15 protein-coding genes are annotated in these 14269 nt (G+C 68.4%); 5 read left to right on the top strand and 10 right to left on the bottom strand.

The window, feature by feature from the left end:
• Positions 1–143: 143 nt before the first annotated feature.
• From C8258_RS10650 to C8258_RS10635, 4 genes are all read right to left on the bottom strand, one after another.
• Positions 144–893 carry an SDR family oxidoreductase gene (locus tag C8258_RS10650; RefSeq protein ID WP_106955032.1) on the bottom strand — a complete coding sequence of 250 codons (750 nt, stop codon included), beginning with the start codon at positions 891–893 and terminating at the stop codon, positions 144–146.
• A 33-nt stretch (positions 894–926) separates the two neighbouring features.
• Positions 927–2033 (bottom strand): galactokinase, encoded by a 1107-nt coding sequence (gene galK / locus C8258_RS10645; RefSeq protein WP_106955031.1) that lies wholly within the window; start codon positions 2031–2033, stop codon positions 927–929.
• Complete coding sequence (gene galT, locus C8258_RS10640; protein WP_199195668.1) at positions 2030–3091, bottom strand: galactose-1-phosphate uridylyltransferase; 1062 nt, start codon at positions 3089–3091, stop codon at positions 2030–2032. The genes galK and galT overlap by 4 nt, the downstream gene beginning before the upstream one ends.
• Positions 3092–3249: 158 nt before the next feature.
• Positions 3250–3654, bottom strand: a complete 405-nt coding sequence (locus C8258_RS10635) for a hypothetical protein (protein WP_106955029.1) — start codon at positions 3652–3654, stop codon at positions 3250–3252.
• A 725-nt stretch (positions 3655–4379) separates the two neighbouring features.
• Between C8258_RS10635 and C8258_RS33625 the strand changes: the two genes are divergently transcribed.
• Both C8258_RS33625 and C8258_RS10625 read left to right on the top strand, forming a co-directional pair.
• Positions 4380–5843, top strand: coding sequence for an N-acetylmuramoyl-L-alanine amidase (locus tag C8258_RS33625; RefSeq protein WP_106955028.1), 1464 nt, complete (start codon positions 4380–4382; stop codon positions 5841–5843).
• Positions 5844–5919: 76 nt separating this feature from the next.
• Positions 5920–6969, top strand: a complete 1050-nt coding sequence (locus tag C8258_RS10625; protein WP_106955027.1) for a GTP-binding protein — start codon at positions 5920–5922, stop codon at positions 6967–6969.
• A 3-nt stretch (positions 6970–6972) separates the two neighbouring features.
• Here the strand turns inward: C8258_RS10625 and C8258_RS10620 are convergent, their stop codons facing one another.
• Positions 6973–7884: an LLM class F420-dependent oxidoreductase gene (locus C8258_RS10620; RefSeq protein ID WP_106955026.1), complete on the bottom strand. Its 912-nt coding sequence runs from the start codon at positions 7882–7884 to the stop codon at positions 6973–6975.
• Between the two features lie 87 nt (positions 7885–7971).
• On the opposite strand from C8258_RS10620, the gene C8258_RS10615 reads away from it, so the two are divergent.
• Positions 7972–8433: a MarR family winged helix-turn-helix transcriptional regulator gene (locus C8258_RS10615; protein WP_106955025.1), complete on the top strand. Its 462-nt coding sequence runs from the start codon at positions 7972–7974 to the stop codon at positions 8431–8433.
• A 10-nt stretch (positions 8434–8443) separates the two neighbouring features.
• On the opposite strand, the gene C8258_RS10610 is transcribed toward C8258_RS10615, so the two are convergent.
• From C8258_RS10610 to glp, 3 genes are read right to left on the bottom strand one after another with little or no spacing between them, the layout of a single operon-like run.
• Complete coding sequence (locus C8258_RS10610) at positions 8444–8869, bottom strand: molybdenum cofactor biosynthesis protein MoaE (RefSeq protein ID WP_106955024.1); 426 nt, start codon at positions 8867–8869, stop codon at positions 8444–8446.
• Positions 8862–9884, bottom strand: coding sequence for a bifunctional molybdenum cofactor biosynthesis protein MoaC/MoaB (gene moaCB, locus C8258_RS10605; protein WP_199195667.1), 1023 nt, complete (start codon positions 9882–9884; stop codon positions 8862–8864). The genes C8258_RS10610 and moaCB overlap by 8 nt, the downstream gene beginning before the upstream one ends.
• A 56-nt stretch (positions 9885–9940) precedes the next feature.
• Positions 9941–11143, bottom strand: a complete 1203-nt coding sequence (gene glp, locus C8258_RS10600) for a gephyrin-like molybdotransferase Glp (RefSeq protein WP_106955022.1) — start codon at positions 11141–11143, stop codon at positions 9941–9943.
• A 125-nt stretch (positions 11144–11268) separates the two neighbouring features.
• On the opposite strand from glp, the gene moaA reads away from it, so the two are divergent.
• Together moaA and C8258_RS10590 are read left to right on the top strand one after the other, a co-directional pair.
• Positions 11269–12327, top strand: a complete 1059-nt coding sequence (gene moaA, locus C8258_RS10595; RefSeq protein WP_106955021.1) for a GTP 3',8-cyclase MoaA — start codon at positions 11269–11271, stop codon at positions 12325–12327.
• Positions 12320–12562 carry a MoaD/ThiS family protein gene (locus tag C8258_RS10590; RefSeq protein WP_106955020.1) on the top strand — a complete coding sequence of 81 codons (243 nt, stop codon included), beginning with the start codon at positions 12320–12322 and terminating at the stop codon, positions 12560–12562. Before moaA ends, C8258_RS10590 begins: the two co-directional genes overlap by 8 nt.
• Before the next feature lie 34 nt (positions 12563–12596).
• Here the strand turns inward: C8258_RS10590 and nadE are convergent, their stop codons facing one another.
• Together nadE and C8258_RS10580 are read right to left on the bottom strand one after the other, a co-directional pair.
• On the bottom strand, positions 12597–13439 hold the full coding sequence (gene nadE, locus C8258_RS10585; protein WP_106955019.1) for an ammonia-dependent NAD(+) synthetase: 843 nt from the start codon (positions 13437–13439) through the stop codon (positions 12597–12599).
• 9 nt (positions 13440–13448) lie between these two features.
• The gene (locus C8258_RS10580) at positions 13449–14084 is read right to left on the bottom strand and encodes a TetR/AcrR family transcriptional regulator (protein ID WP_051024853.1); all 636 of its coding nucleotides are present in this window, start codon (positions 14082–14084) and stop codon (positions 13449–13451) included.
• Between the last annotated feature and the right edge of the window lie 185 nt (positions 14085–14269).

Raw genomic sequence — 14269 nt, 5'->3', positions numbered from 1 at the left:
CTACGACGGCACTTTGCCGCAGCCGGGCGCACATCGAGCATCCCGCTAACTGGCAGAGTGTCGGACTATTGGTGAAACTTCACATCGGCCGGGCCCGTCGATTGTGAGAGACCTCACCGGCTCCGGGGCTGCCGTGACCCGGCTCAGCCGAGCCGTGCCATGACCGCGCGCGGCAGTCGCGGCAGCACGAGGTTCAGTGCGCGCCAAGGCCATTGCGGCACACAGGCGCGCACGGGCTCCGCCTCGATCGCGGCGACCATCGCTGCCACCCCGCGCTCGAGCGGAACGACCAGCCGCGCGTCGTCGGCGCGTGCGGACATCTCGGTGGCGATGAAGCCCGGCTGCACGGTGGTCACCGCGATCGGGCTGCGGCGCAGTTCGAGCGCCAAACCCTCACCGAGCGCGGACAATCCGGCCTTGCTCGCCGAATACGCGGCCTTCTTCCCGGGCAGTCCCCGCACCGCGCTCATCGACGAGATCAGCACCAGATGGCCGGCGCGCTGTTCACGGAAGATCTGCAGTGCGGCCTCGGCTTGGGCGAGCGCGCTCACGAAATTCGTTGTGGCCGTCGCGATATTGGCATCCGACCGGCCGGTGCCCAGGGCGGCGCCCTTGCCCAGGCCGGCGTTGACGATCACCCGATCGAGTCCGCCGAACTCGTCGCGAAATTCCCCGAATACGCGGGGGACCGCCTCGTGATCGTCCACATCGAGCGTCCGCAGCGAAACCCGGATATCGGGATGGGCCGCCAGCAATTCGTCCCGCAGTGTGCGCAGGTTCTCCATGCGGCGCGCACACAGCGCGAGATCGCGTCCGCGCGCGGCGAACTGCCGGGCCATTTCGGCCCCCAGGCCCGCACTCGCACCGGTGATGAGAATTCTGCGCCTGGTCATGGCATCCCACCCTAGTGCGGCCCGGCCGCGTGATCAGGAAATCCGGCGGGCTCCGGCGGCGGGCACGGCGACGAAGAATCGCGGTGGTGAGAAACCGTCGTCGCGAAATCGCCGCCGGACAGCGGCCGCGATCGACTCGGTGCGGTCGATGTCGGCCACGGCGATGATGCTGCCGCCGAATCCGCCGCCGACCATGCGCGCACCGTGGGCGCCGGCGTCGAGCGCGGCCGCCACCGCCGCATCCAGTTCCGGCGTCGAGACCTCGAAATCGTCGCGCAGCGAGGTGTGGGCGCTGGTCAGCAGCGGCCCGATCGCGCGCGGGTCGCACCCGTCGCGCAGCAGTCCGACGACGGTCAGCACCCGGGCGTTCTCGGTGACGACGTGGCGGGCGCGCCGCCGCAGCACCGGATCCGCCAGTCGCTCGGTTTCCGCCGGATCGGTGACGGCCCGCAGCGAATGAACGCCCAGGGCGTGCGCGGCCTGCTCGCATTCGCGCCGGCGCCGGCCGTACCCGCCGTCGGCCAGCCGGTGCGGGGTGTCGGTATCGGCCACCAGCAATTGCAAACCGGCCGCGGCGAGATCGAAGGGAACCTGCGCGGAGTCGCCGGTGGCGAAGTCCAGGAACAGGGCGTGCCCCGCCGTGCAGAGCAGCGAGGCGGACTGGTCCAGGGTCCCGGTCGCGGCGCCGACGTACGAGTTCTCCGCGGCCCGCCCGATGTCGATCAGCTCCGCACTGTCGGCGTCGATCCCGAACAGATCGCGAATCGCCAGTGCGACAGCGCATTCCAGCGCAGCCGAGGACGACAGCCCCGCGCCCACCGGCACCGCCCCGTCGATCTGCAGCACCACCCCGGACAGTTCGTACCCGCGGCGCCGGTATTCGTGCACCACGCCCAGCGGATAGCGGGCCCAGCCGGTGACCGCGGATTCGGCGAGTCCGTCGAGCGATTCGCGGACCTGCCCGGCGTGCTGTTTCGAACTCACCCGCACCGCGCCGTCCGTGGTGACCTCGGCGGTGCAGGTCACGACCTGGGGCAGCGCGATCGGCAGTGCGTAACCGTCGTTGTAGTCGGTGTGCTCGCCGATGATGTTGACCCGGCCGGGCGCCACCCATACCCCGCGCCCGGGTGTCGCGCTCACCGCACCCCCCGCAACTCGGCGGCCACCGTCTCGGGGGTGGTGTCACTGATGAACACGTTCATCCCCGATTCCGAACCGGCCAGATACTTCAATTTGTGCGCCGTCCGCCGGATCGAGAACAGCTGCAGGTGCAGCCACCAATCATCGCCGGGCACACGGGATTTCGGTGCCTGGTTCCACGCCGCGACATAGGGCATGGGGGTGTCGAACCGGCGCGCGAAGCGTTGCTGCACATCCAGGTAGAGATGTGCGAAACCGTCGCGCTGGGCATCGTCGAGATCGGGGATGTCGGCCACCCGGCGGTGTGGATAAAGCTGGACCTCGTAGGGCCAGCGGGCGAACGGCGGTACGAAGGCGGTCCACTCCTCGTTCGCCGCGACCACCCGGATACCGGCGGCCCGCTCGGCGCCCAGCAGATCGCCGAACAGATTGCTGCCGTGCGCCTTTCGATGGCGGGCGGCGTTCGCGACCATCGTCGCCGTGCGCGGGGCGGGGAAGGGGTAGGCGTAGATCTGGCCGTGCGGATGCGAGAGCGTGACGCCGATCTCCTCGCCGTGATTCTCGAAGCAGAACACCTGGGCCACGCCGTCGAGCTCCCCGAGTTCGGCACTGCGCTGGGCCCAGGCGTCCACCACCAGCCGTGCCCGGCCCGGATCGAGCCCGGCGAACGAACTGTCGTGGTCGCTGGTGAAGCACACCACCTCGCAGCGGCCGAACCCCTTGCGCAGCAACGTCTCCGGCGACCCTTCGACATGGTCGGGAAGTTCGGCGCGGCCGGTCGACAGCGACGGAAAGCGATTCTCGAACACCACCACCTGGTAGTCGGCCTCGGGAATTTCGGTGGGATGGCCGGGACGCGAGGGGCACAGCGGGCACAGATCCGCCGGTGGCAGGAAGGTCCGGCTCTGGCGGTGCGAGGCGATCACCACCCACTCGCCCAGCAGGGGATCAAAACGTGCCTGGGAATGCGTGCTGGTCCGGGGCAGGGCCCGGGTGTCGGCGGCGGTGCGCGGCACCGGCTCGCTGTCGAAGTAGATGATCTCGCGGCCGTCGGCCAGCGACCGACGACTCACCACCGGACTCGGCCGCGCCATCGCATCCCTCCGCTCGATCCACCGGATCTCAGCGGACAGTAACACCGCGGCCGCGGCAGGCGGCGGGTGCCGGATCCGGCGCGGCGCATCCGATCGGACGAACCGCGCCGGATCGGCCTCGCTCAGTACTCGCTGCCGAACGGCCCTCCCGGCCCGTAGGAACCGGTCGCCGGCGGCGCCGGCATCATCACCCAGCCGCCGCAGTTGGCCGAGGCGAACGCGACATCGGACGATTTGATCAGCACCCGCACCGGAGTGATGTGGGTGCGGTCGCTGGCGACGATGGCGGCGTTCGGGTCCGGCGGATCACCGGGTTCGGGGATCTTCCACAGGCGCTCCCAGGAACAGTCGTGCGCCGGGTCCGCCGGCCCCGCGGACTGATAGATACCGGGCGCGATATCGACCCCGACCCGGTACATCCCGTCCCCGGGGATGGTCGTCGCCGGATCGGCGGCCGCGGAGCCTGATCCGAGCATCGTCACCGCGGACGCGACGGTCCCGGCGATCACAAACGTGCGTCCACGCACGGCGGTCCTCCTCGATCTCGCAGACGGCCGTCGACTATCGGGCGGCCGCAGAAGATCCCCGCATCTTCCGGGGCCTTGGTCTATCAGAATTCCGATAGGCGCGGACCGGATCGATGAAATATCTGGAGATTCGACAACGCCCGGCGAGCGGTGTGTGGGAGGTCCGGAAATGCCGTCGCTGAACGTCCCCGCGGGATCCCCTCGCGCCCACGGGGACGGCACCCACATGCGGTTCGACCACCGAGGTGCGAGATGGGAACGTACTGCAGCGTCGACAGCGAGTGCAACACAACGGTATTTCAGAATTAAATTACTCTGGCGAATCATCCCGATTCAGCATTCCGGCTTTTTCGCTCGCGGGCCTGGATATCGGCGGATTGCGCGGAATCGCACGGCGGCAGCGACATTCGGGCAATGATGCGCATTCGGTTCGGATGCCGCCGGATGTGGTCAGCGACACAAACCTGCCGGTTGTTCCGCGACGTGGCCGGTCCGGGCAACAGTGAGATAGCTCTGAAGTGTCCGTTTCTCGCCGGGGCTGACATCGGATTCGCCGTGCGACCGGCGTGTCTGCGGAAATGGCGTGTCGCTACTGCTCTGATAGGGGTAACGGTTCAGTAACTGAGCTTGCGCATGTGATGCTGCCGTTGCAACAGTGAACCACTGGGTTTGATGTTACTAGTGGGAAGGGAGGGGTGTGCCCGTCCCGGGTGCGCCGTCCGAACATGAACCATCCACGCATCATCAAGACCGGAGTCAGGCTCGCCGTCGCCGCGGTCACCACGGCCGGTGTGCTGGCGCCCGCCGCCGCTCTCGCCGCGCCGGCCGCGCCCGCAGATCCCGATATGTCGACCAGATTGGCGGGTAAGACGGTATTTCTGGACCCGGGCCATCAGGGTACGAACCACTCCGAAGACCTAGATCGTCAAGTGAACGACGGGCGCGGCGGCACCAAGGAGTGCCAGACGACGGGCATGACCAGCCGTGGCGGCGTGCCCGAGCACACCATCAACTGGAATGTGGCGCAGCTGGTCCGGCAGTCGCTCGAGGCGCTCGGCGCGCATGTCGTGATGAGCCGCCAGGACGACACCGGCTGGGGCGGATGCGTCGACGAACGCGCGGCCGCCGCCAACAGCTCCGGCGCCGCGGTGGCCGTCAGCATCCACGCCGACGGCGCACCGGAACAGGATCACGGATTCCATCTGATCGTGCCGCAGTTGCCGGTCCCGGACGCCAAGGCGAATCAGGCGCAATCCGGTCCCGGCCAGGTCGCCACGAACGCCGTGCGCGACGCCTACAAACAGGCCGGATTCACGCCCGCGAACTACGCCGGCGCGGTCGACGGTCTGCAGACCCGGTCCGATATCGCGGGTCCGGCGCTGACCGAGGTGCCCGATGTCTTCATCGAAATGGGCAACGGTGCGAATGTCGACGACGCGACAATGCTCGAGTCGCCGGACGGGCAACTCAAACACGCCATCGCGATCACGACCGGGCTGGTGAGCTATCTGATCGGAGTGGCCCCGGGCGGTACGTCGCCGGCCGCATCGCCGGCCGACGGTCCCGCGAGCGCGCCGCAGCCCGGTGCGTCGGAGGGCGCTACGTCGCCGAGCACCACCACGCAGAGTCCGGCACCGCAGAATGCCGCGCCGGAGAGTGCGTCCCCGCAGGGGACGACGACGCAGAATTCGGATGCCCAGAATTCGACCACCCAGAATTCCGGCACCCAGAGTTCTGGCGCTCAGAGTTCCGGCGCTCAGAGTTCGGGCGGTCAGAATTCGGTTGCACCGCAGCAGAATTCGGCAACCGACGCGTTGCGTGGCACACCGAACTCCGGCACCACGCAGTCCGCACCGGCGTCCACCTCGCCGTCCGCGCCGGCCACGACGCAACCGGGTTCGGATCCGGCGGGCGCTCCGGCCGGCACTTATCACACGGCGCCGGGGACCTATTCGACTACCGATCCGGGCACGTCCGGGGCCGCGCCGCAGACCTCGACCGCACCCGGAACCAACGGCACCCAGAAGACGCCGCAATCCGGTTCCGCGGCCGGTAATCTCGCCACCACCGCGATGCGGTTGCTGCTGCCGCTGGCGAAATCGCTGGGCCTGGGCGACGGTGCGCTCGATTCCGAATTGGTGAATCTCGCCTACACCCTGGTCTCCACCCTCCTGGGGCCGAGCAAGTAATCGGTCCCGTTCGTGCCCGCCCCTCCGCACGAAGGGGCGGGCACGTCCTGGTCCGGGCCTGGGTAAGCTCGGCCGAATGGATCGGCGCATACCTGTTCTGGTGGTCGCGGGATTTCTGGGAGCCGGTAAGACCACGCTGCTGAACCATCTGCTGCGGCGACGCGAAGCCCGGATCGGGGTCGTGGTCAACGATTTCGGTGCGGTGAACATCGACGCGATGCTGGTCGCGGGCCAGGTGGACGCCATGGTCTCGCTGGGCAACGGCTGTGTGTGCTGCGCGGTGGACGTGACCGAACTCGACGAGATGTTCGCCCAGCTCGCCGAGCCGCGCCACGGCATCGACGTGATCGTGGTGGAGGCCAGCGGCCTCGCCGAACCCCGCAATCTGATCCGTATGGTCATCGGCAGTGACAATCCGCGCATTCGCTACGGCGGACTGATCGAGGTCGTGGATGCCGAGCATTTCGACGACAGCCGCGCCCGCCATCCCGAACTGGCCAAACATCTACGCCTGGCCGATCTGATCGTAGTGAACAAGGCCGACCGGGTACCGGCCGCGCGGCTGGACGCATTGCGCGCCGAGATCGAGCGGATCACCGCGGGGGCGCCGGTCTATGCCACCGCGCACGGCCGCATCGATCCGCCGCTGCTGTTCGATGTGCCCGAACGCGGCGAATCGACGGTCGCCCGCCAGCTGTCGTTCGACGAACTGCTCGACGATCATGATCACGAGGAACCCGGACACCACCATCTGCACGACGGCTACGACAGCGTATCCTTCACCACCACAACCGATCTCGACCCGCGTCGCCTGGTGGGGTTCCTGGAGGATCCGCCGCCGGGGTTGTTCCGCGCCAAGGGTGCCACCGCCTTCGCTGTGGACGGTGAGAGCCGAAAGTTCCTGCTGCACATGGTCGGCCGGCATGTGGTCTTCGAGCCGGCGGTGTGGTCGCGCGGCGAAACCCGCGAAACCCGTTTGGTACTCATCGGATCCGGACTCGATTCGGAAGCCGCGACCGCCCGTCTGCACGCCACCGCCCATACCGGACCCGAACCACTGGACGAACAGGCGTTGCTGCCGGTGTGGCGGTATGTGCCGAGGGACGACACGGATCGGAGCGCCTGAATATCAGAGGGCGTGAATATCGGGCGCTATTTCGATGAGGCGTTCCAGTCGCGGCGGGGTCCACGGCCCGTCCGGTCCGAGAATCACGTGGTCGATACCGGTGGCGGCCAGTGTTTTCAGATGCTCCAGCACCGGTCCGTGATCCGCGTCGATATCCAGGGCCGTGGTGACGGTCTTCTCGATCGTGGAATAGTCGCGGCCGATCTCGTCGCATCGGCGCCGCAGCACCGTGAGTTTGTGCGCGAGATTGTCGGCGTAGCCGGTGCCGGGGAGGTCGAAGAGATTGCAGGCGTCGGCATATCGCGCCACCAGCGGCAGGGTTTTGCGTTCGCCACTGCCCCCGATCAGGATCGGCGGATGCGGGCGCTGGATCGAATTCGGTGAATTGAGCGGCCGCGCCAATTCGTAATGGTTGCCCCGATAGGGTGTCTCGTCCTCGCTCCACATGCGGTGTGCGATCTGCAGGAGTTCCTCCAGCTGTTCGAAGCGTCGCGGCAGGCGCGGGAACGGAATGCCCAGGCCCTCGGCCTCGAATGTGGTGCGTGGTCCCATCGGTTCCGGATCGAAGGGTGCCCCGGCGCCGACGCCGAAGATCAGGCGGCCGCCGCTGAGTACGTCGAGGGTGGTCGCGGATTTGATCAGCACGCCGGGGTGGCGATACGGCACCGCCGTGACCAGGGTGCCGAGCCGGATGCGGTCGGTGATTCCGGCGAGAAATCCCAGCGCGGCATAGGCCTCGAGCATCGGCGACTCCGGCGGATGGCCGCTGATGCCGATCTGGAAGAAGTGGTCCATCACCCAGAGGCTGTCGATCCCCGACGCGTCGGCAGCCTGCGCGAGTTCCGTGACCGCGGAACCGATGCCGCTGCCCGGGACGGGCCAGGAGAAGTCGGTGAGTGCGATGCCGATTTTCACGTATGTCTTCCGTTCAATGTTGTTAGCCGGACAACGAATATAACGTGAGTCGGCTAACGAAAACAATACCTTTACGCTGAACACACCATGACCGACGACGACTTCCAGACCGCGTTCTGGTCCACCAAACACGCCCTCGCCGTGGCGGCGGCCGCTGCCTACGCCCGGCACGGCGTGTACGAGGGCCAGCAGTTCATCCTGCGACAGCTTTGGCAGGAAGACGGTCTGACGCCCGGTCAGGTGGCCAAACGACTCGGCCTGGCGACGCCCACGGTCACCCGGGCGACCACCCGGATGGAAGCGGCCGGACTGGTCCGGCGCGAACCGCATCCCACCGACCGCCGACTGGTCCGGCTGCACCTGACCGCGCGCGGGCGCGACCTGGAGCACGAGATCGAAGCCGAGAGTGCGCGGCTGACCGAACGGGCGCTGACATCGTTCAGCGCCGCCGAACGCGCCGCGCTCTTCCGGGCGCTGCGCCGCATCGAAGCGAATCTCACCGAGACCGCGCCCGCCGCCGAGGCGAACCCCGGCCGGCAAGCGCGCTGACTCCGCCGGCCTAGCCGCAGGCGTTGACCCACTCGGACATGCCGTCGGCGAACAGTTGGCGTTTCCAGATCGGCACCTCGTGCTTGATGCGGTCGACCAATTCCGCGCACGTCTCGAAGGCCTCGCGGCGGTGCGGTGCGGCGACCGCCACGGTGATCGCCAGATCGCCGACGGTCAGCGCGCCCACCCGGTGCACCGCCGCGACCGGCAGGCCGACGGACTTCCCGACCTCGGCGCACACCCGGGTCAAGAACTTCTCCGCCTCGGGGTGGGCCGAATACTCCAGGGCCGAAACCGCTTGTCCGCCATCGTGATCGCGGACCTTGCCGGTGAAGACGACGACCGCGCCGTATTCGGGTCCGGTGACCGCGCGCTCGACCTCCTCGGGCTGCAACGGCTGATCGCTGATGCGGGTGAGCGGCGTGTACTCACTCATGGCGGCCTCCTCCGGCGACCTGGGCCAGCAGATGATCCAGCAACGGTTCCAGGACCGCGATCCCGTCGCGGACCCCACCCGGTGAACCGGGCAGATTCACGACCACCGTAGTGCCGGACAGGCCGGCGACGCCACGGCTCAAGGCGGCCAACGGAAACGCGGCCGTGCCGCGCTGGCGGATCAGCTCGGCCACGCCCGGCAATTCCCGATCCAGCACCGCCAGCGTCGCCTCCGGAGTGGCGTCGGAGGGCGAGGCGCCGGTGCCGCCGGTGGTGATCACCAGTCCCGGCGTGCCGTCGAGTGCGTCGCGCAGGCCGGCCTCGATCTCGGCATCGGCGTAGACCAGCGGTCCGCGTACGGAAAAGCCCAGTCCCGTAAGCCATTCCGTCAGAACCGGACCGGTCTTGTCGACCCTGGTACCGGCCGCGACGCCGGTCGAGGCGACGACCACGACCGCGGTCCGGGAGCCCTCGCCGGCGTGCGACGCGCCGTGCGCCGCATCGCTGTGGCTCGGGTCGGCAGGGGAGTGGGCGTTCCCGGGCGATTCCGAGTCATGGTGAACCGGCCGGTCCTCGGTCGGGTCCCTGTCCGGCCGTTCCCAATGACCGCGCTTACCACCGTCTTTCGTCAGCAGGCGCACACCGTCCAGGACGGCCGCCGGATCCACCGCCTTCACCATGTCGTGCAGCGTGAGCCCGGCGATCGCGACCGCGGTGAGCGCCTCCATCTCGACGCCGGTGGGGCCCTTCGTCTTCGCCCGCGCTTCGATGGTGATGGCCGATTCGGCGAAACCGAAGCGCACATCCACCGACGACAGCGCCAGCTGATGGCACAGCGGAATCAGCTCCGAGGTCTTCTTCGCCCCGGAGATACCGGCGATGCGGGCCGTCGACAGCACATCGGCCTTCGGCAGGTCGTCCGCGCGCACCAGCGCCACCACCTCGGGCGTCGTGCGCAACAGGCCGGCGGCGACGGCCACCCGTGTCGTCTCGGCCTTGGCGCTCACATCGACCATGCGCGCCCGGCCTTCCGCATCGACATGCGACAAAGCCGCGGCATCAGGCAGGTCGTTCACAGTTCGCGCACCCTCACCAGCGAGCCGGCCGCCACCGACGTGACCTCGGCCGGAATTTCGATCAGAACATCGGCCTGGGCCATGGCCGCCACCAGATGCGACCCGGGGCCCGACACCGAACGCACCCCCGCACCTTCGCGCCGGCCCCGCAGGAACTGGCGCCGGCCCGCCGGGGAACGTACCGGATCCAACAGCGCCACATCGTAATTCGGCACCGGAGCCAAACCGCTCAGCTGCCGCAGGATCGGCCGGGCGAACACCTCGAACGACACCATCGTGCTCACCGGATTACCCGGAAAACTCAGAATCGGAATCCCGTCGACCACACTGACGCCCTGCGGACCGCCGGGCTGCACTGCCACCGAACCGAACTCGCCGCCGAAATCGGCCAGCACCTCCTTGACCACTTCGAAATCGCCCTGCGAAACCCCACCCGACGTGAACACCACATCCGCGGCCGCCGTCGCGACCGACAACTTGCGACGGAACTCGCCCGGATCGTCACGGCTGTGCGACACGTCCACCACATCGATCCCGTTGGCGCCCAACGCCGCAGCCAGCGCGATGCCATTCGAGTTGTAGATCTGACCCGGGCGCAACGCGACACCCGCAGACACCAACTCGTCGCCCGTCGTCAGGACCGCCGCCCGGATCCGCCGCGCCGCCGCCACCGAGCTGACCCCCACCGCCGCCAGCGCCGCGATCCGATGCGGCGACAACAACGACCCGGCCGCCACCAGCAACTCGCCGCGCCGAATATCGGTACCCGCCTCGCGCACGAAATCGCCCGCGTTGCGGCCGCGTTCGATCGACACCCCGCCGTCGACGGCGCGGGTGTCCTCCACCGGCACCACACAATCGGCGCCCGGCGGAATCGGCGCACCCGTCATCACCTTGACCGCCGCCCCGTCCGGCAATCGGTCCGGGCCGCCCTGACCGGCGGCCACCACACCGGCCACCGGCAGCGTCACAGGCGTCACCGCCACCGACTCCGCCCGGACCGCATATCCGTCCATCCCGGAATTGCGGAACACCGGCAGATCCAGCGGCGACCGCACATCCTCGGCCAGCACCCGCCCCCGCGCCCCGTGCAACGCCAACTGCTCCACCTGCCGCGCCGCCAGCGGTCGCAGCAACTGTTCGATCCGCTCCCGATGATCCTCGACGGACCGAGCCACAGTCTTGGCAGGCTGACTCATAGACGTCAGCCTAGCTGTGTAGATGGCCTTCGCTTCGCTCCGGCGGGGTTTCGGGCAGAGCCCCGCATACCTCACAGGTGGTGACTTGCGGGACGTGAGGTGGGGGTGGCCCGCATAATGGAGGAGTGACCGTCGTTCTCATGGGGATTCCCGCCGTCCGGGGCGGGCGGCCCTCGCTGAACGGACGGCCCGACACGGACCTGCTCGTCGACAGATTCGGGCGCACGGCCCGGGATCTGCGCGTGTCGATCACCGAAAAGTGCTCGTTGCGTTGCACGTACTGCATGCCGGAGGAGGGGCTGCCGGCCATTCCGGCCGACGAATTGCTCTCGGCCACGGAGATCGTGCGGCTGGTGGAACTCGCGGTGCGGCGGCTGGGTGTCCGCGAGGTGCGCTTCACCGGCGGCGAGCCGCTGATGCGGCGCGATCTCGAGCAGATCATCGCCGGATGCCATGCCGCCGTTCCCGACACACCGCTGGCCATGACCAGTAACGGCGTCGGGCTGGAACATCGCGCTCGCGCGCTGGCGGCCGCGGGACTCGGCCGAGTCAACATCTCCCTCGATACCGTCGACCCTGCCGGATTCGCCCGGCTCACCCGCCGGGATCGGCTCGGTTCGGTGCTGACCGGCATCCGCGCCGCCCATGCCGCCGGGCTCTACCCGGTCAAGGTCAATGCCGTGCTGATGCGCGAAACCCTCTCGGGTGCGGTCGATCTGCTGCGGTGGTGTCTGAACGAGGGATGCGAACTGCGCTTCATCGAGGAGATGCCGCTCGACGCCGATCACGAATGGGCGCGGACCAACATGGTCACCGCGTCCGAACTGCTCGACGTTCTCGGCACGGCCTTCACCCTCACCGAGGCCGGGCGCGCCGACCCGTCCGCCCCGGCGGAGACCTGGCTGGTGAACGGCGGTCCGGCCACGGTCGGCATCATCGCCTCGGTCACCCGCCGATTCTGCGGCGACTGCGACCGCACCCGCCTGACCGCCGACGGCATGATCCGATCCTGCCTGTTCAGCGACCAGGAATACGATCTGCGTTCACTGCTGCGCGCCGGCGCGAGCGACGACGACCTGGCGCAGCTGTGGCGCGGCGCGATGTGGAACAAATGGGCCGGGCACGGCATCGATGCCGCCGATTTCGTCCCCCCGGAACGCACGATGGGAGCCATCGGTGGTTGAGGTCAGATATTTCGCCGCGATCGCCGACGCGGTCGGCAAATCGAGCGAACATCTCGACCTGCCCGAGTCGGCAACGGTCGGTGATCTGCGCACCGCATTGCGCTCGGCCTACGGCGCCGACCTGGATCCGATGCTGAGGGTCTGCGCCTATCTGGTGGGCGAGGAACTCACCCGCGACGACAGCACGCTCCTCACCGCCCGCGTCGACGTACTACCGCCGTTCGCGGGCGGCTGAGCAGCGCCCGTTCTCTCGTACGGTGGGGTCGCCCTCAGTTCTTCCACCAGGTATCGAGGGGCGACACCGGCACCGTCCGCTTGTGGCGGGTGTTGCAGTAGATCGCCTCGACGCGCTCGGCCACCTCCGGCGTCACATCCTTGCCCTCGAGATAATCGTCGATCTGGGCGTACTTCAGGCCGAGCGCCTCCTCGTCCGGCAGTGCCGGGCGATCATCCTCGAGGTCGGCGGTTGGCACCTTCTCCCATAGGCTCGGCGGAGCGCCCAATTCCTGGAGCAATGCCGCGCCCTGGCGCTTGGTCAGGCCGGTCAACGGAGTGATGTCGACCCCGCCGTCACCGTGCTTGGTGAAGAAGCCGGTGACCGCCTCGGCCGCGTGGTCGGTGCCCACGACCACCAGATTCAACTGCCCCGCGATCGCGTACTGGATGATCATCCGTTCGCGCGCTTTGATGTTGCCGCGGACGAAATCACGCAGCTCGGTCTCGTGTCCCAGTAGTTTGCGCACGCCCTCGGCGGTCGCGGCCGCCACGGCGTCCGCGCCGGGCTTCACATTGACCTCGACCACATGGTCCGGGCCGATGAAATCCAGTGCCCGCTGCGCGTCGTCGGCATCGGCCTGGGCACCATAGGGAAGCCGGACCGCGACGAACGTCGCCTCCTGTCCCCGGGCGCGTAACTCGTCCACGGCCAGCTGGCACAGTTTGCCGGTCAAGGAGCTGTCCTGACCACCGCTGATGCCGAGGACGAAACCCGTTGCCGGGGTGGAACTCAGATAGTCGGCCAGGAATTCGACGCGGCGGCGCACCTCGACCTTCGGCTCGATCTCGGCCGCGACACCCAATTCGGTGATGATCTGTTCGCGCAGATTCCCCATGCGGCCACTCTACTGGGCGGGCGCCACGAGTGCGCGCACCACGTTTTCCCAGTGGTCGGCGATCTGTTCGGGCCGATAACCCAGGACCCGCAGCTGATGCAGCACCAGGCCGGCGTCCAGGATGGCCAGCAGTGTGTCGGCCGTCAGCGCGATATCGCCGCCCACCTCGAGCTGCCGAAGCAGCAGCGAGACATGGGTTTTCGAGATGTTGTACGGGGCGCTGGCGTAGCGGCCGGATTCGTCGGCGGCGCGGCGCATTTCGCCCTCCACCTCGATCCCGGCCAGACGGGCGCGTCCGTAGGCGATCAGCCGCTGCAGCGGCGGGGCGCCCGGACCCAGCGGCGGCGGCCCGAACATGAACGCCGCCTGCAGTTTCTGCTCGGACTGGTCGAGCAGCGCCAGCATGAGACCGGAGCGATTGCCGAATCGCCGGAACACGGTGCCCTTGCCGACGCCCGCGCGCTTGGCGACCGCGTCCATCGTGACGCCGTCCGCGCCGAATTCGCGGACCAGTTCCTCGGCGGCGTCGAGCAGCAGTTGCCGGTTGCGCACGGCATCGCTGCGCTCGGAGTGCTCGGCTACCGGCAGCGCGGTGGTGATCGCGGACGGCGGCAGTTCGATGGCCACGGCCTCCAGCGGCAGCATGCCGGGACGCGGCGCGGCGGCGAAGACCGGATCCGAGGCGTGTGGATCGGACGAATGGGACGAATTCGACGATGGCGAATCCGGAGTGTCGCAGTTCACAGTTCGGTTACCCCATGACCCGGGAATGAAAGCGGACCGTAGTCCGGTTAACGTGTCGTGAAAGCGGAAGCCACCGCCGTCCCACC

The organism is Nocardia sp. MDA0666 (assembly GCF_003023875.1).
In the GTDB taxonomy this organism is placed as follows: domain Bacteria; phylum Actinomycetota; class Actinomycetes; order Mycobacteriales; family Mycobacteriaceae; genus Nocardia; species Nocardia aobensis.
This window is presented reverse-complemented; position numbering and strand designations above follow the sequence as displayed.

Excerpts from the sequence above, each read along its gene's own strand:
- C8258_RS10650 (WP_106955032.1), bottom strand. The coding sequence starts at position 893 with ATGACCAGGCGCAGAATTCTCATCACCGGTGCGAGTGCGGGCCTGGGG.
- C8258_RS33625 (WP_106955028.1), top strand. The coding sequence starts at position 4,380 with ATGAACCATCCACGCATCATCAAGACCGGAGTCAGGCTCGCCGTCGCC.
- C8258_RS10625 (WP_106955027.1), top strand. The coding sequence starts at position 5,920 with ATGGATCGGCGCATACCTGTTCTGGTGGTCGCGGGATTTCTGGGAGCC.
- C8258_RS10615 (WP_106955025.1), top strand. The coding sequence starts at position 7,972 with ATGACCGACGACGACTTCCAGACCGCGTTCTGGTCCACCAAACACGCC.
- C8258_RS10610 (WP_106955024.1), bottom strand. The coding sequence starts at position 8,869 with ATGAGTGAGTACACGCCGCTCACCCGCATCAGCGATCAGCCGTTGCAG.
- moaCB (WP_199195667.1), bottom strand. The coding sequence starts at position 9,884 with ATGGTCGATGTGAGCGCCAAGGCCGAGACGACACGGGTGGCCGTCGCC.
- glp (WP_106955022.1), bottom strand. The coding sequence starts at position 11,143 with ATGAGTCAGCCTGCCAAGACTGTGGCTCGGTCCGTCGAGGATCATCGG.
- nadE (WP_106955019.1), bottom strand. The coding sequence starts at position 13,439 with ATGGGGAATCTGCGCGAACAGATCATCACCGAATTGGGTGTCGCGGCC.
- C8258_RS10580 (WP_051024853.1), bottom strand. The coding sequence starts at position 14,084 with ATGCTGCCGCTGGAGGCCGTGGCCATCGAACTGCCGCCGTCCGCGATC.